This is a genomic window from Streptomyces sp. GL_140, from assembly GCF_057834465.1.
Genome location: NZ_CM174404.1, coordinates 2,433,615 through 2,449,738, shown reverse-complemented (window position 1 = coordinate 2,449,738; position 16,124 = coordinate 2,433,615). Strand labels below are relative to the sequence as shown.

The window sequence follows — 16,124 nt, the reverse complement described above, 5'->3', positions numbered from 1 at the left end:
CCACCCGCGGTGTGCGGGCCCCCGGCCGGGGGCCCGCACACCGCGTACGCACGAACACCACCCCGGGGGTACCCATGTCCGCCATCGCCGCCCAGCTGTCCGACGCCCGGCTCTACCTGTGCACGGACGCCCGCAGGCGGCAGGGCGACCTCCCCGAGTTCCTCGACGCCGTCCTCGCCGGGGGCGTGGACATCGTCCAGCTCCGCGACAAGGGCATGGAGGCGGCCGAGGAGCTGGAGCACCTCCAGGTCTTCGCCGACGCGGCCCGCCGCCACGGCAAGCTGCTCTCCGTCAACGACCGCGCCGACGTCGCGCACGCCATCGGCTCCGACGTGCTGCACCTCGGCCAGGGCGACATCCCGGTGCCCGCCGCCCGCGCCATCCTCGGCGGCGAGGTCCTCATCGGACGCTCCTGCCACTCCGGGGCCGAGGTCGACGCGGCCGCCGCCGAGCCCGGTGTGGACTACTTCTGCACCGGCCCCTGCTGGCCCACCCCCACCAAGCCCGGCCGCCACGCCCCCGGCCTCGACCTCGTCCGCCACGCGGCCTCGCTCGGCCAGGACCGGCCGTGGTTCGCCATCGGCGGGATCGACGCGACGAATCTGGACGAGGTGCTCGACGCCGGCGCCTCCCGCGTCGTGGTCGTACGGGCCCTCACCGAGGCCTCCGACCCCGGCGCCGCCGCCGCCGACCTGGCCAAGCGCGTCCGCGCCCGCCTCGGCTGACGGTTCCCGGCGGCCTCGCGGCCGCCCCGGCCGTTCGACCGACTGTCTCATTTTCGAGTCCAGTCCGTGGACACCACTTCGGAGTCCACCGGACCACGTCTAACCTCCCCATATGGCCCTTGGTACCTCTTCCACCTGGTCGGATCGCGCACACACGGTCCGAGACCTCATCGCGTCCGGGCGCTCGTACTCCTTCGAGTTCTGGGCGCCCAAGAGCGAGAAGGGTGAGCGCAACCTCTGGAACGCGCTGCGCCGGGTCGAGGCGGTAGCCCCGAGCTTCGTCTCCGTCACCTACGGAGCCGGCGGCTCCACCCGTGGTGGCACCGTGCGGGCCACCGAGCAGATCGCCGCGGACACCACGCTGACCCCCGTCGCGCACCTCACCGCGGTCGACCACTCGATCGCCGAGCTGCGCAACGTCATCGGCCAGTTCGCCGACGCCGGCATCCGCAACATGCTCGCCCTGCGCGGTGACCCGCCGGGCGACCCGATGGGCGAGTGGGTCGCGCACCCCGAGGGCGTGCACTACGCGGCCGACCTGGTCCGGCTGCTCAAGGAGTCCGGCGACTTCTGCGTCGGCGTCGCGGCCTTCCCCGAGATGCACCCGCGCTCGGACGACTGGAACACGGATATTCGGCACTTCGTGGACAAGTGCCGCGCGGGCGCCGACTATGCGATCACGCAGATGTTCTTCGATCCGGAGCATTACCTGCGGCTGCGCGACAGCGTCGAGAAGGCGGGTTGCGAAACCCCGATCATCCCCGAGTGCATGCCTGTTGTGGGCATCAAGCAGCTCGACCGGCTTCCGCAACTCAGCAACGCAGTCTTCCCCGCGGCCGTGAAAGAGCGCATGCTCGCCGTCAAGGACGATCCGGCCGCTGTACGCTCCATTGGCATCGAGTTCGCCACGGAGTTCTGCGCGCGGCTGCTGTCCGAGGGTGTCCCGGGGCTGCACTTCATCACGCTGAACAATTCCACGGCGACTCTCGAAATCTACGAGAACCTGGGTCTGCACCAGCGGGCCTGATCGGCCGGCCCCCGATTCCTGGGCGGTCGTCCGCACCGAGAGGGGCCCATGCATGGGAATGACGGTCCTCTACATCGCGTTCGGTTTCGTCGCGTTGTGGCTGCTTGCCGAGGTCCTGATGCAGTACAAGGCCCGGCTGCGCTGGCGCCTGCTCGCCTTCGTCGGCTTCCTCGGCGTCGTGGCGGGCGTCGCACTGCCGTCGGTGCTGGTCATCGCCGCAGGTGCGGGCGCGTTCGCGGTCGGCCAGACGCTGGTGACCCTCTCCTTCCGCAAGGGCTTCGTGGCCGGCTGGGCGCTGCGCCGGGGCAAGGCGCCCGCCGCCGCCCCGCAGGCGAACCGGCGCCGCCGGGCGGGCGGAGCGCGCCCGGAGCCGGCGCTCCAGGTGACGGCCCTGGAGTACGGGCCCGAGTCCGGGTTCGACGCCGACGGCGATGCCGTGGATTCCGGCGAGTTCGACGAGAGCGCAGCCCCGTCCGTGTCCCCGTCCGCTTCCGGAGCCCGGTCCGAGGACGGGCAGCAGCACGCGGAAGCCCAGCAGTTCTACGCCGCGCAGCCAGTGCCCGAGGAGACCGGCTCGTACGGGATCCAGAGCTTCCAGACCGCCTCCTTCGCCTCGCCGTTCGCCGCGCCGGAGCAGGACGCCCACCAGTACGCGGCGTACTACGACCCGCAGGGCCAGGGCGGCTACGACTACACCACCGGCTACCCGGCCCCCGGCGAGCCGCAGGTCTACGCCGCCTACTCGGACCCGTACATCGGCACCGGCGGCGCCGTGGCCCCGCAGCAGCCGTACGAGTACCCCCAGTCCGGCGGCTACACCGCCTACCCGGACCACACCCCCGACCCGTACGCGGCCGCGCAGCAGCAGTACTCCATGGACACCCCGCCCGGCGGGGTCTGGGTCCCGCAGCAGCGGTCCACCGACGGGGCGGCCGCCCAGCCCTACCCGGGGCAGGAGCAGCCGCAGTACCCGTACCAGGGCACGGGCGAATACGACCAGTACCGGTACTGACCCGGTCGGCGGCCGCCGGTCGCAGCCCTAGCGGGAGCCGCGGAACTCCGCGCCCTCCACGATCAGTCCGGCCACCAGGGCCCCCGTCATTCCGGCGTGCGCCAGCCCGCCGCCGGGGTGCGCCCAGCCGCCGGCGAGGTACAGGCCGGGCAGCTTCGTCGAGTTGGCGGGGTAGAGCCCGCGGCCGCCGGCTCCCGCGAGGGCCGGCGGGGGCACCGAGCCGCCCACGGCACCCGTGGCCGCCTCCACGTCGGCCGGGCCCTGCGCCCGCTGCCACAGCAGCCGCTCGCGCAGGTCCGGGACCGTCCGTGCAGCCAGGTCCAGCAGCTCCCGCGGGTCCGGTGCGGCCCCCGGCGCGCACACCGTGCTCACGGTGACGGCCTCGTGGTCCGGGTCCGGCCGGGTGGTGGCGTCGTCGGGGCGCATTACGGTCACCAGCGCGCCGGGGGAGTGGACCAGGGTCCGGTGGACGGCGTCGCCGGGGCGGGGCCCGCGCAGGGCCAGGAAGAGCGTGTGGCGGCTCGCCACTCCCTCGCCCCGGGCCGGGACGGCCCCCGGTGCGGACTCCACGCCCAGCAGCCGCGGGTCCACCCCGCAGACCACGTGATCGGCCTCCACCGAGGATCCGTCGGTCAGCAGCAGGCCGGCCGCCCGGCCCTCGCGGTCCAGAACCTCCAGCACCTCGGCGCCGAACTCGAAGGCCACCTTCCGCTCCAGGCACCGCTCGTACACGGCGGTGGCCAGCTCCCGCATCCCGCCGCGGACGTACCAGCTGCCGAAGGTCTGCTCCATGTAGGGCAGCACCGCCGCCGAGGCGGGCCCGGTCGCCGGATCGATCCCGTACGAGCGCACGCGCGCGGTGAGCAGATCGCCGAGGCCGTCTCCGCCGAGCTCGCGCGCGGCGACCTCGGCCAGGGTCGGCGGGCGGCGGCGCAGCAGGCCGCTGCCGCGCAGCGCGGGGTACGGGTCGCGGCCCAGGACCTCCCAGTCGGGGCGCAGGGGCTCCTCGAGCAGGGGGCGGCGGGTGGCGTCCCAGGCGTCCCGGGCGCGGCCCAGGACCGCGTTCCAGCGGTCCCCGGCGCCCGGCCCGAAGGCCTCGTCGAGGACGGCGGCCGCGCCGCCGTGGGAGCCGCCCGGGAGGGTGACCGTGCGGCCGTCCCGGAGGACGTGGCGGACGGCCGGGTCGAGCTGGACCAGTTCGGCGCACTCCTCCAGGGGGCGCTTGCCGGTCTTGACGAAGAGGTCGCGGTAGACGGCGGGCAGGTGCAGCAGCCCCGGGCCGGTGTCGAAGGCGAAGCCGTCCCGCTCGTACCGTCCCACGGCGCCGCCGTAGGTCGCCGCGCGCTCGTACACCGTCACCCGGTGCCCCGCCACGGCCAGCCGGGCCGCCGTCGCCATCGCGCCCATCCCGGCGCCGATCACCGCAATTCGTGCCATGCGCAGAGCCTATCGAGCGACCCTGGCCACCTCGGAGGCGAGTCTCTTCTCCTCGCGGCGCTGCGCGCGACGCCGTCGGAAGCGGCGGATCCTGGTCCAGAGGTAGATCAGCAGGGCGAGCCCGATGATCAGCAGGACGGCGCAGATGATCGCGGCGGCCTGCGGGTTGAACATCGCGAAGGTGACGATGCCGCCCACGCCGAGGTCCTCGGCGGTGCTCATGACGATGTTGCTGAACGGTTCTGGCGAGGTGTTGATCGCCATCCGCGTGCCGGCTTTGACGAAATGGCTGGCCAGCGCTGTGGAGCCGCCGACCGCGCCGGCGGCGATGTCGGAGAGCGAACCGCTCTGCCCGGCCAGCAGCGCGCCGACCACGGCTCCGGACACCGGGCGGATCACGGTGTGCACCGTGTCCCAGACCGAGTCCACGTAAGGGATCTTGTCGGCCACGGCCTCGCAGAGGAACAGCACCGCGGCCACGATCAGCACGTCGGTGCGCTGCAGGGAGGCGGGGACCTCGTCGGTCAGGCCGGTCGCGCCGAAGATGCCGAGCAGGAGGACCACGGCGTACGCGTTGATCCCGCTGGCCCAGCCGCTGGTGAAGACCAGGGGGAGCACACTCATCGGCTCATCATGGACCAGTGAGGGGACGGGCGCCTTCCGGCGCCCGTCCCCTCACCCGAGTCTGTGGGGCTCACTGCCCCTGATCGTCACGGCGGCGCTGCCACCGGTCCTCGATACGGGTCATCATCGACCGACGCTGCCGGTTCTGCCCTTGGGCCGAACCGCCTGCACTACCGGAGGCGGGCTGCTCACCAGGCTTGGGTGCCTTGCGCCAACCGGTGACCACGAGGACCGTACAGCCCAGCATGACGAGGAATCCCACCACGCTGATCCAAAGCACGTTCGGCACGATCACACCGGTCATAAGGAGCGCGACACCCACCACGATGCCTGCGACTGCCTGGTAGACCCGTCGCCGGGTGTACGTGCGCAGCCCGCTTCCCTCAAGCGCTGTAGCGAATTTGGGATCTTCGGCGTACAGCGCTCGCTCCATCTGCTCGAGCATTCGCTGCTCGTGCTCCGAGAGCGGCACGGGAGTCCTCCTCATCCGTCGGTCGCGGGGGGCAGCGACCAGGGGTCCCTTTCAGGATAGGCGGGGAACCGCCCCCGTGATACCCGCCCTCTACGCCGCGTTCTAAAAAACACTGCCTAAAAAACACTGCCCGAAAAAAGTACTGTTCCGGGGAACCCAGTCCTGTCTCAAGCATGCGTCGTGCCAAGCCGTACCGCCCTGCGAGCGGCCACTGAGGGCGTTATTCCCCAGAGGTCCGCTCGGCATGCCGGTCACTGACCCCGATCATACGGGTCACACCGCCGGTTCGGAGGGTGAGTGACGCAGTGCGTGCTTCGGAAGGTTCGCAGATCAGGCGGGCTTCTCGCCGAGCACGTGCAGTTGCGTGGCGATCGCGTGGAAGGCGGGCAGCTCGGCGGCGGCTTCCTCCAGGCGCAGCAGGGCTTCGACCGCACCCGGTTCGGTGTCCACCAGGACGCCCGGGACCAGGTCGGCGAAGACCCGGATCCCGTGGACCGAGCCGACCGTCAGGCCGGCGTCGCCGACCAGCGCGGAGAGCTGCTCGGCGGTGAAGCGGCGCGGCACCGGGTCGCCCGAGCCCCAGCGGCCGGCCGGGTCGTCGAGGGCGGTACGGGCCTCCGTGAAGTGCCCGGCCAGGGCGCGGGCCAGGACGGCCCCGCCGAGCCCGGCGCCGAGCAGGCTGAGGATGCCGCCGGAGCGCAGGGCGGCCACCGTGTTGGCCACGCCCTCGGCCGGGTCGTCCACGTACTCCAGCACGCCGTGGCAGATCACCACGTCGTAGGCGTCGCGCTCGACGACGTCGAGCAGGCCCTGCGCATCGCCCTGCACCCCGCGGACCAGGTCGGCCACGCCCGCTTCGGCGACCCGGCGCTCCAGCCCGAACAGCGCGTTCGGGCTGGGGTCGACCACGGTGACCCGGTGGCCCAGACGGGCCACCGGAACGGCGAAGTTCCCGGTGCCGCCACCCGTGTCCAGCACGTCCAGCACATCCCGCCCGGTCGCCTTCACCCGGCGGTCGAGCGCCTCCTTGAGGACCTCCCACACCACGGCGGTGCGGAGGGAGGCGCGGGGGCGGGAAGTGTCCGACACGGCTGATGGCTCCTCGGCGTAGGGGGCACCTCCCAGCGGTAGCTGGGGGAGGGTGAGCGCTCCGTGCCCACCCTATTGCCTCCGGATGCCGGGCAGGTCATCCCGCGTCCGGACGCTCCGCTCGGGGCTGCGGCAGCTGCTGGGGCGGGTCGTTCGGCGAGGTCCGCCCCGGCGGTTGCCGCAGTGGGAGTGTCCGCTCCACCAGGCGCAGGAACATCTCGACGGCACGCACCAGGTCGTCCGCGTCCCGGCCGGTGGCCGCGCCCGCTATCCCGGCCTCGGCCCGGGCCCGGCGGGCCGCACCGGAGGCGAAGAGCGCGCTCCACTCGGTCAGTTCGGGCGCTATCTCCGGAAGCACCTCCCACGCGCTGCGTATCCGGGGTCGGCGCCGCGGATTGGCGGGCACGGGCCGTCCGCGCGCGGCGAGCACGGCAGCGGCGGCGCGCAGTGCCGCGAGGTGGGCGGTGGCGTACCGCTCGTTGGGCCGGGTCAGCCGGGCGGCTTCGGCCAGGCCCGCGCGGGCCTTGACGAGCAGATCGAGGGCGGCGGCAGGGTCTCCCCGCGGCGGGACCGCGGGGGAAGGCGGCGCCGGCTTCCGGGAGATGGGGTGGACAACAGGGGACGGGGACGGTGTGGCCATGACGAACCTCCTGTCGTTGCGTGCGTGCGGTGCTTCATGTCATTGCGTCCCCCCATCGTGAAGGCCCCCACTGACAATCGCGCTGACCTGCGGTTTCGCCTCCCCTGTACCGCCCCGCTCCCGTCCCCGGTTGAGGGCGGGAGCGGGCAACTGGCCCCCCACTGCGCATCGGTGCCGATGAGGGATGCTAGTTTTTGAACTGACTGGTCAGTTCAAAAGAAGGGGGGACCGGCGTGGACAGCCCGCACGGCGCGGCCGTCAAGGCCGAGGACTTCGGACTCAAGGGCCCGCGCGGCTGGGTGTTCCGGGGCGTCGGGATCGACGCGGCGCCCGGCTCGCTCATCGCGGTCGAAGGCCCCTCCGGCAGCGGGCGGACCTGCCTGCTCCTCGCGCTCACCGGCCGGATGAAGCCCACCGAGGGCAGCGCCGAGATCGGCCGCCACCGGCTGCCGAAGAAGATGGCCGCGGTCCGCCGCATCGCCGCCCTCGGCCCGGTACCCGGGGTCAACGACCTGGACCAGGCCCTCACCGTCGCCGAGCAGCTGCGCGAGGGCGCCCTGCTCCAGCGTCGCTACGACGGCCCCCTGCGCTCCCTGCTCCGCCCGCGCGGCGAGCGCCGCACCTCCACCGCGGCCCGGATCGAAGCCGCGCTGGCCGCCGCCGGACTGGACCTGGCGACCCTGCCCAAGGGCCCGCGCACCTCCGTACGCGATCTGGAACGGCTGGAATCCGTAAGGCTGTCGGTGGCCATCGCCCTGCTCGGAGCGCCGCGCCTGCTGGCCCTGGACGACCTCGACCTCAAGCTCTCGGACACCGAGCGCACCGAGGCCTGGGAGCTGCTCCGCTCGATCACCGCCCGCGGCACCACCGTCCTCGCGGTGTGCAGCCAGGCTCCGGCCGACGCGACGGTCCTGCGGACCGTCGCCGAGGAGCCGGCCGCCGAGCCCGCGGCGGAGCCCGCCGCAGAGCGGACGGCCCTGCCCCGGCCCGCCGAATCCAAGATCACCTGGGGTGTCCCCGCAGACGCCGACGCAGACGCAGAAGCCGACACCGACACCGACACCGACACCAGGACCGACACGAAGGGGGACGACGATGCGCTCGCCGAAGCTGGCCGCGCTTGAGCTGAAGCGGTTCGGGCGGGGGAAGCTGCCCCGGGCCGCACTCGTCGCGCTGCTCCTGCTGCCGCTGCTCTACGGAGCGCTGTACCTGTGGTCCTTCTGGGACCCGTACAGCCGCCTCGACAAGGTGCCCGTCGCCCTCGTCAACGCCGACCAGGGCGCCACCGTGGACGGCAAGCGCATCGACGCCGGTGACGAGATCACCCGCAAACTGCACGCCAGCAAGACCTTCGACTGGCGCGAAGTGAGCGCCGAGGAGGCGGCCAAGGGCCTGGAGAACGGTACGTACTACCTCTCCCTCACCATGCCCGCCGACTTCAGCTCGAAGATCGCCTCCAGCGCCGGCACCGACCCCGCCACCGGAGCCCTCCAGGTCCGCACCAACGACGCCAACAACTACATCGTCGGCTCGATCTCGCGCACCGTCTTCTCCGAGGTCCGCTCGGCGGCGTCCACCAACGCCTCCCGCGGATTCCTCGACAAGATCTTCGTCAATTTCTCCGACCTACACGACAAGACCGCCGAAGCCGCGAACGGCGCCGACAAGCTCACCGACGGGGCCGGCAAGGCCCAGCAGGGCGCGAAGGACCTCGCCGACGGCCTGGACACGGCCAAGGAGAAGAACGGCGAGCTCACCGGCGGCCTGAAGAAGCTCAACAGTGCCGCGGGACAGCTGGAGACGGGGAGCAGGGACGTCGCCGCGGGCACCCAGAAGCTCGCCGACAAGGTGGGCGGCATCGCCGACCAGGCCCGCCCCTTCCTCAAGGACCCCAAGCAGCTCGCGGACAGCGCCGAACTCGTCGCCGACACCGCCAAGGTCGTCAAGAACCACCTCGACACCTTCGCCAAGGCCGCTCCGGGCGCCGCCACCGTCACCCAGCGCGTCTCCACCGGCGCCGCCGACGTCTACGCGAAGACCTGCACCAACGCCACCCCGCCGCTGCCCGCCACCTGCCCGCAGCTGAAGAAGCTCAAGGACGACGCCGCCGAGGGCGCCGAACTCGCGGGCGACGTCAACAACCTCGTCAAGGACTCCAACGGCGACCTCGCCACCCTGCGCAAGCAGCTCACCGACCTGGAGAACCAGGCCCGCACCCTCGCGGCCAAGGCCCCGGCCCTCTCCTCCGACCTCGACGCGACCGTGACCCAGGTCGACGCCCTCAACGACGGCGCCCACAAGGTCGCCACCGGCATGGCCAAGCTGCACACCGGCCTCGGTTCCGCCACCGACGGCTCCGGCGCCATCGGCGAGGGCGTCGGCAAGCTCGGCGACGGCGCGCACAGCCTCGACGGCGGCCTGGTCAAGCTCGTGGACGGCAACGGCGAACTCGCCGGCGGCCTGCACGACGGCGCGGGCAGGATCCCCGACTACGACCAGCAGCAGCGCGACGCCCGCACCCAGGTCATGGCCGACCCGGTGCAGCTCGCCAACCAGTCCCTGCACAAGGCGCCCAACTACGGCACCGGCTTCGCCCCCTACTTCATCCCGCTCTCCCTCTGGGTCGGCGCGATGGTCGCCTACATGCTGATCGCCCCGCTGAACCGGCGGGCCCTGGCCGCAGGCGCCTCGCCCTGGCGGATCGCCTTCGCGGGCTGGCTGCCCGTGGCCGGGCTCGGCGCGGCGCAGGTGGCCGCACTGATGTCCGTACTCCACTGGGGCCTCGGCCTCCAGATGGCCCGGCCGGCGCTCACCATCGCCTTCCTGATGCTGGTCACCGGCTGCTTCGCCGCGATCGTCCAGTGGCTCAACGCCAAGTTCGGGGCCGCCGGACGCATCCTGGTCCTCGCCGTCCTGATGCTCCAGCTGACCTCGGCGGGCGGCACCTACCCCGTTCAGACCAGCCCCGGCTTCTTCAACGCCATCCACCCGTACCTGCCGATGTCGTACGTCGTGGAGAGCCTGCGCCGCCTGATCACCGGCGGCGATCTCGCGCCGGTCTGGCAGGGCTGCGCCGTTCTCGCCGCCTTCACCGCGGGCGCCCTCGCCCTCACCGCGCTCGCCGCACGCGGCAAGCAGGTGTGGACGATGGACCGCCTGCATCCGGAACTGAGCCTGTAGCCAGTGGGGACGGGTTGACCTGTGAGAATCAGCGCCATGGAAAGCAGCAGCACCGGTACGGCCGCGGGCGGCGGACGCCGCCAGGCCACACGGCAGAAGCTCTACGAAGCGGCCGTGACCCTCATCGCGGAACAGGGTTTCTCCGCGACCACCGTCGATGAGATCGCGGAGCGGGCGGGTGTCGCGAAGGGCACCGTCTACTACAACTTCGCCAGCAAGAACGAACTCTTCGAGGAGCTGCTGCGACACGGGGTCGGGCTGCTCACCGAATCCCTGCGGACGGCGGCGGAGTCCACCGAGGCGCGGGGCGGGACCCGGGTCGAGGCCCTCGACGCGATGATCCGGGCCGGTCTGGTCTTCATCGACCGCTACCCGGCCTTCACCCAGCTCTACGTGGCCGAACTGTGGCGGACCAACCGCACCTGGCAGCCCACCCTGATGCTCGTGCGGCGCGAGGCGGTCGCCGTCGTGGAGACCGTGCTGCGCGAGGGCGTGGAGCGGGGCGAGCTGAGCTCGGAGATCGACGTGCCGCTGACCGCCGCCGCGATGGTGGGGATGGTGCTGGTGGCGGCACTGGACTGGCAGTCCTTCCAGAGCGAGCGCTCGCTGGACGACGTGCACTCGGCGCTGTCGCTGCTGCTGCGGGGCCGGGTCAGCGGAAACCGCTGACGCGTGCCGCCCGCCGCGACCCGCGGGCCGAACGGGTGACCCCCGATCGGCGGTGCCGCGGGGGCGGTGGGTGCAAGTAGAACTGGTGGGGCGCCTGAGTATCCGTACCTAGACGCGGAAATGAGTCGGTGCGCGGATGGGCTCCGGCCTGCGCGGACGCCAGACTGGGGGCAACGGACAGGGACCCGGCCCGCACCGCCGACACGGGGCGGCAGGTGTGGACCGGGTCTCTCTGGCCGGGGGAAGCAGAACGGCCGACGCCGGGGCTCGGGGGGATCGAGCCCCGGCGTCGGCCGTTTTTCCGTGACTGCGGGGCTTCAGCCCCGCCCCCGCGCCGGGATGCGGGTCCGCACCCGGGACAGGGCGGCCGAGACCCTGGCGGCCAGGGCCGCGCGCCGGGCCGTCGCCGCCCAGCGCAGCCGGGCCGAGGAGTGCGGCAGGAACAGGGCCCGCAGCCGGGTGGTGCGGGAGACCCCGGCCAGCAGGGCGGTCCGCACGAGCAGGACGTCGGGGGCCAGAGCCCCGTGCGAGGGTTCCGCGCCCGGCGGGGCGTACAGCGCGCGCTCCACCGCCGCCGACACCCGCCGCACCGCCTCCGCCGCCCGCTGGTCCAGCCGGCCCAGCGTCACCACCCGGTCCGCCGCACCCCGCGGGGACAGCGCCTCGTCCGGGTCGATCCCGACGTCCCACGCCGAGTCGCCCAGCTCCCGCCACGCGGCCAGGACATCGCCCGAGTCCAGCCGCCGCGACCGCAGCCGCCTGCGCCACAGGAACGGCAGGAAGGGCAGGGCCAGCAGGACCACCGCGCCGAGCGTCCAGGCCAGGACGGCCCCCGCGGACGCACCGCCGCTTCCCGAGCCCGCGCCCCGGTCGGCCGCGGCCGACCCGCACTCGCCCAGCTTCTTCTGGTCAGGCGGGCAGTCCTCCTCCTTCGAGGGCCCGGCCGAGGGCGCCGCCGAACTGGCGGACGGGGCCGCGGTCGGAGCCGTCGGCTGGGACTCCGGGGCCTCGGGCCGGCTGTAGTCCGGCACCGTGATGCCCGACCGCGGAGTCGGCTCGAAGCGGGTCCAGCCCACGCCCTCGAAGTACAGCTCCGGCCACGCGTGCGCGTCCCGCATCGAGACGTTGACGCTGCCGTCCGACTGCTTCTCCCCGGGCGTGAAACCGACCGCGACCCGCGCCGGGATCCCCAGCGTGCGCGCCATCGAAGCCATCGAGAAGGCGAAGTGGACGCAGAAGCCCTCCTTGTCGGAGAGGAACTTCACGATGGCCTGCGAACCCGTACCGGAGGACACCTTCGTGTCGTAGCGGAACCCGCCGCTCACCGCGAAGTAGTCCTGGAGCTTCACCGCGCGCGAGTAGTCGTCCTTCGCGCCCTTGGTGACCTGGCGGGCCGTGTCGGCCACCACCGCCGGCAGGTTGTCCGGCACCTTCGTGTACTCGCCCCGGATCGCCTCGTTCGGCGCCGGCGCGTTCTGCAGCTGCTCCGCCGTCGGCTTCAGCAGCAGGCTCCGTACGGTGTACTGCGCGCCCTGGGCGTTCTGGAACCTGTCCTTGCCCAGCTGGTCCCCGACGAGCGTCCGCCCGACCGGCTCGAACCGCCACTTCCCGCCGATGTCCACATGCATCGCCGGATACGGCATCGGCAGGTAGCGCTGCGCGTACGTCTGCGCCGAAGAGACGCTGGTGCGCACCTCGGCCGCGCCGCCGAGGACGTCGCCGCTCACTCCGGGCGGGTTCGGCAGCCGCTCCGGCACGTCCGTCAGGGGCCGCCCGGAAGCCTCCCACTTGACCCCGTTGAACTCGTCGAGCGCCAGGATCCGCAAGTACTGCTCGCTCAGCTGCGGATTGTCGGTGCGGTACTTCAGCACCACCCGGTTGTCCTGGGCGTTGAGGCTGCTCTGCAGCGAGACCAGCGGATTGACCGCCTGGATCGAGGGGCCGATGCCGGTCCCGTCGCCGTCACCCGCGCCGCCCGTGCCCAGCAGCCCGCCGCCCATCGAGGGCAGCACCGCCGGCACCGCCAGCGCCAGGCCCAGCGCGACCGCGCCGATCCGCCGCCCGGTGCGCACCGGGGCCATGGCCCGGCCGCCGCCCGAGACACCGGCCGACACCCGCCCGCGCGGGGCCGCGCCGAAGACCCGGCCCCACTGCGCGAGCCGGTCGCGGCCCTCGGACAGCAGCAGCAACAGGTAGCCGCACCCCGCCAGCAGGAACGCGAACCACGAGGCGCCGCCGGAGCCGGTGGCCGTGCCCGAAAGGCCCGCCGCCACCGAGTACAGGGCGAGCAGCGGGAGCCCGGCCGCCGCGGCCATCCGCAGGGTCACCGCCAGCAGGTCCACCAGGAGCCCGATGAGCAGCACCCCGGTCACCAGCAGGAGCCGGATCCCGTCCGTCAACGGCGCCGGGATCGCGAACTGGTTCACGTCCCGGACGCCCTGGGCGAACAGCCCGCCGAAGTCCGACACCAGGTAGGACAGCACCCCGTCGCTCGTCGTGGACTGGCCCTTGCCGCCGAAGAGCAGCATGAGCGTCAGCAGCGACACGAGCAGCTGCGCCGCCACGGTCAGGGACCGGGCCAGCGGCACGCGTCGCGCCCCGCCGCCCACCGCGCTCTGCAGCGCCAGCAGTACCGCCGCCTCCGGCAGCCAGCTCCCCGTCTCCACCAGCGGGTTCAGCGACCACGCCGTGAACAGCGTCGCCAGTGCCGCGAAGACCGTCAGTCTCGCCCGCCCGCTCATCCCCAGCCCCCCGCCGAACCAGCACTGCCGGACTGCGCGCTCCCGGCCAGCCGCCACAGTTCACCGAAGGCCACCCCGGGCGGGGCGGCCAGCGCCGTCCAGCCCGCGTCGCGCAGCCGGCCCAGGCGATCCGCCAGCGGGGGCAGCCCCTGCGACATCACCGCCGAGAGCCCCGGCGGCCTGCCGGACCAGTCCGCGGAGTCCAGTACGAACGCCACGGCCCCTCCGCTGCGCCGGCACATCTTGGCCGCCAGATCCGTTTGTACGTCGTCCAGGTCTCCGAAGAAGGCGATGAGGAGCCCGTCGCCCCCGGCTCCGCCGAAACCGCCACCGCCGGGGCCGCCGCCGCGGACCGCGTCGTAGGCCCGGGAGAGACCGGCGCCGTCGGAGTGGCCGACCACCGCGAGGGTGTCCATCATCAGGCCGGCGGCCTCCGCGGACTCCTGGCCGCCGGAGGTGAAGCCGCCGCCCTCGCGGGGGACGCAGTCCCCGGTGTCGGTCAGCAGCCGCACGGCGTAGCCCTGCTCCAGGAGGTGCACGAGCGCCGACGCGGTACCGGAGACGGCCCACTCGAAGGCCGAGTCGGGGCCGGCGCCCTCGTAGGCGAGGCGCCGGGTGTCCAGCAGCACGGTGGCCCGGCTGCGCTGCGGCTGCTCCTCGCGGCGCACCATCAGCTCCCCGTAGCGGGCGGTGGAGCGCCAGTGCACCCGGCGCAGGTCGTCGCCGCGCCGGTAGCCGCGCGGGATCACGTCGTCCTCGCCGGCCAGGGCCAGCGAGCGGCGGCTGCCGTCGCCGTAGCCCGAGGACTCGCCGGTGAGGCGGACCGGGGGCAGCGCTTCGGTGCGCGGTATCACCGTGAGGGTGTCGTAGGCGGAGAAGGAGCGGGTCAGCTCGACCAGCCCGAAGGGGTCGGACAGCCGCAGCTGGAGGGGGCCGAGCGGGTAGCGGCCGCGCAGGTCGGAGCGGACCCGGTAGGACACCTCGCGGTGGCCGCCCGGCTCCACCCGGTCCAGGACGAAGCGGGGCCGGGGCCCGAGCACGTAGGGCACCCGGTCCTGGAGCATCAGCAGGCCGGTGGGCATCCGGGAGGTGTTGTCCAGGCGCAGCTGCACCCGGGCCTCGGCGCCGGCGGGCACCCGCATCGGGCTCAGCCGACGGCTGCCGGAGACCCGGTGGCGGGTGCGGTGCAGGGCCAGGACGCAGATCAGCGGCAGCACGGCGAGCAGCAGCCCGACCCGGAGCAGCTCGGACTGGCCCAGGAGGTACGCGCACAGCGCGGCGGCGACGCCGGCGGCCAGGAAGGACCGGCCCCGCGTGGTCAGCCCGGCCAGCGAGGCACGCAGCCCGCCACCGTCCTCCGGTCCCCGGCCGCCACCGCCGTGCGGGGCACCGGCGCTCATCAGAAGCCCCGGATGCCCGCGCCGGGCGGGATCTCGCCGCGCGCGTGCGCGGCCGGTACGGGGGTGCGCTGGAGGATGTCGGCGACGACCTGCTCGGCGGTGCGCCGGCTCAGCTGGGCCTGCGCGGTGGGCAGCAGCCGGTGCGCGAGGACCGGGCCGGCCAGGGCCTGGACGTCGTCGGGCAGGACGTAGTCCCGGCCGGCCAGGGCGGCGGAGGCCTTCACCGCGCGCAGCAGGTGCAGGGTGGCGCGGGGCGAGGCGCCCAGGCGCAGGTCGGGGTGGCTGCGGGTGGCGGAGACCAGGTCGACGACGTAGCCGCGGACGGGCCCGGCGACGTACACCTCGCGGACGGCCTCGATGAGCTTGACCATGTCGTGGGCGTGCGCGACGGCCGTCAAGTCGTCGAGCGGGGAGAGCCCGCCGTGCACGTCCAGCATCCGCAGTTCGGCCTCGTGGCTGGGGTAGCCGACGGAGACGCGGGCCATGAACCGGTCGCGCTGGGCCTCGGGGAGGGGGTAGGTGCCCTCCATCTCCACCGGGTTCTGGGTGGCGACGACCATGAACGGGGTCGGCAGCGTGTACGTCGTGCCGTCGATGGTGACCTGGCGCTCCTCCATCGACTCCAGGAGCGCGGACTGGGTCTTGGGGGAGGCGCGGTTGATCTCGTCGCCGATGACGATCTGCGCGAAGATCGCGCCCGGCTTGAACTCGAACTCGCGGCGCTGCTGGTCGTAGATGCTGACGCCGGTGATGTCGGAGGGCAGCAGGTCCGGGGTGAACTGGATGCGCTGCACCGAGCAGTCGATGGACTTGGCGAGCGCCTTGGCCAGCATGGTCTTGCCCACGCCGGGGACGTCCTCGATGAGCAGGTGACCCTCGGCGAGCAGCACGGTCAGGGCGAGGCGGACCACTTCGGGCTTGCCCTCGATCACGCTCTCGATCGAATCGCGCACCCGCTGTGCGGTGCTCGTCAGATCCGCGAGGCTCGCTCGGTCGTCGTACGTGGTCACCTGGTTCTCCTCGACCCTATCCCCGGGCCGACGCCGCACGGCGCACGATCGGCCCACCCCGAAACACCTCAGAAATCAAGAGTGCGGACGCCGGCCCG

At 73.1% G+C, this 16,124-nt stretch carries 14 protein-coding genes; 6 read left to right on the top strand and 8 right to left on the bottom strand.

The features are described 5' to 3' along the window. Positions 1-74: 74 nt before the first annotated feature. From thiE to AC3IYJ_RS11465, 3 genes are all read left to right on the top strand, one after another. Positions 75-725: a thiamine phosphate synthase gene (thiE, locus tag AC3IYJ_RS11475; RefSeq protein ID WP_489401207.1), complete on the top strand. Its 651-nt coding sequence runs from the start codon at positions 75-77 to the stop codon at positions 723-725. A gap of 112 nt (positions 726-837) precedes the next feature. Then, a complete protein-coding gene (gene metF, locus AC3IYJ_RS11470) occupies positions 838-1,752 on the top strand; it encodes a methylenetetrahydrofolate reductase [NAD(P)H] (RefSeq protein WP_489401206.1) in 915 nt (304 codons plus the stop codon). Positions 1,753-1,804: 52 nt separating this feature from the next. Next, the gene (locus AC3IYJ_RS11465) at positions 1,805-2,764 is read left to right on the top strand and encodes a hypothetical protein (protein WP_489401205.1); all 960 of its coding nucleotides are present in this window, start codon (positions 1,805-1,807) and stop codon (positions 2,762-2,764) included. A gap of 27 nt (positions 2,765-2,791) precedes the next feature. On the opposite strand, the gene AC3IYJ_RS11460 is transcribed toward AC3IYJ_RS11465, so the two are convergent. The 5 genes from AC3IYJ_RS11460 to AC3IYJ_RS11440 form a co-directional block, all read right to left on the bottom strand. Then, a complete protein-coding gene (locus tag AC3IYJ_RS11460; protein ID WP_489401204.1) occupies positions 2,792-4,201 on the bottom strand; it encodes a phytoene desaturase family protein in 1,410 nt (469 codons plus the stop codon). Between the two features lie 9 nt (positions 4,202-4,210). Next, positions 4,211-4,825 carry a DUF4126 domain-containing protein gene (locus AC3IYJ_RS11455; RefSeq protein ID WP_489401203.1) on the bottom strand — a complete coding sequence of 205 codons (615 nt, stop codon included), beginning with the start codon at positions 4,823-4,825 and terminating at the stop codon, positions 4,211-4,213. 70 nt (positions 4,826-4,895) lie between these two features. After that, complete coding sequence (locus AC3IYJ_RS11450; protein WP_330295990.1) at positions 4,896-5,297, bottom strand: SCO2097 family morphological protein; 402 nt, start codon at positions 5,295-5,297, stop codon at positions 4,896-4,898. Positions 5,298-5,627: 330 nt separating this feature from the next. Then, the gene (locus AC3IYJ_RS11445) at positions 5,628-6,386 is read right to left on the bottom strand and encodes a class I SAM-dependent methyltransferase (protein ID WP_489401202.1); all 759 of its coding nucleotides are present in this window, start codon (positions 6,384-6,386) and stop codon (positions 5,628-5,630) included. 97 nt (positions 6,387-6,483) lie between these two features. After that, on the bottom strand, positions 6,484-7,026 hold the full coding sequence (locus AC3IYJ_RS11440; RefSeq protein WP_489401201.1) for an SAV_6107 family HEPN domain-containing protein: 543 nt from the start codon (positions 7,024-7,026) through the stop codon (positions 6,484-6,486). A gap of 233 nt (positions 7,027-7,259) precedes the next feature. Between AC3IYJ_RS11440 and AC3IYJ_RS11435 the strand changes: the two genes are divergently transcribed. Genes AC3IYJ_RS11435 through AC3IYJ_RS11425 form a run of 3 tightly spaced genes read left to right on the top strand, consistent with a single transcriptional unit; the run spans position 7,260 to position 10,875 of the window. Beyond that, positions 7,260-8,150 (top strand): ATP-binding cassette domain-containing protein, encoded by an 891-nt coding sequence (locus AC3IYJ_RS11435; protein WP_489401200.1) that lies wholly within the window; start codon positions 7,260-7,262, stop codon positions 8,148-8,150. Next, entirely contained in the window at positions 8,122-10,206 is a 2,085-nt protein-coding gene (locus AC3IYJ_RS11430; RefSeq protein ID WP_489401199.1) for a YhgE/Pip family protein, read from the top strand. Before AC3IYJ_RS11435 ends, AC3IYJ_RS11430 begins: the two co-directional genes overlap by 29 nt. A 36-nt stretch (positions 10,207-10,242) precedes the next feature. Further along, a complete protein-coding gene (locus AC3IYJ_RS11425; RefSeq protein ID WP_489401198.1) occupies positions 10,243-10,875 on the top strand; it encodes a TetR/AcrR family transcriptional regulator in 633 nt (210 codons plus the stop codon). 317 nt (positions 10,876-11,192) lie between these two features. On the opposite strand, the gene AC3IYJ_RS11420 is transcribed toward AC3IYJ_RS11425, so the two are convergent. From AC3IYJ_RS11420 to AC3IYJ_RS11410, 3 genes are read right to left on the bottom strand one after another with little or no spacing between them, the layout of a single operon-like run. Continuing rightward, positions 11,193-13,616 carry a transglutaminase TgpA family protein gene (locus AC3IYJ_RS11420; protein ID WP_489401197.1) on the bottom strand — a complete coding sequence of 808 codons (2,424 nt, stop codon included), beginning with the start codon at positions 13,614-13,616 and terminating at the stop codon, positions 11,193-11,195. Beyond that, positions 13,613-15,016 (bottom strand): DUF58 domain-containing protein, encoded by a 1,404-nt coding sequence (locus AC3IYJ_RS11415; RefSeq protein ID WP_489401196.1) that lies wholly within the window; start codon positions 15,014-15,016, stop codon positions 13,613-13,615. The genes AC3IYJ_RS11420 and AC3IYJ_RS11415 overlap by 4 nt, the downstream gene beginning before the upstream one ends. After that, the gene (locus AC3IYJ_RS11410; protein ID WP_489401195.1) at positions 15,016-16,026 is read right to left on the bottom strand and encodes an AAA family ATPase; all 1,011 of its coding nucleotides are present in this window, start codon (positions 16,024-16,026) and stop codon (positions 15,016-15,018) included. Before AC3IYJ_RS11410 ends, AC3IYJ_RS11415 begins: the two co-directional genes overlap by 1 nt. Between the last annotated feature and the right edge of the window lie 98 nt (positions 16,027-16,124).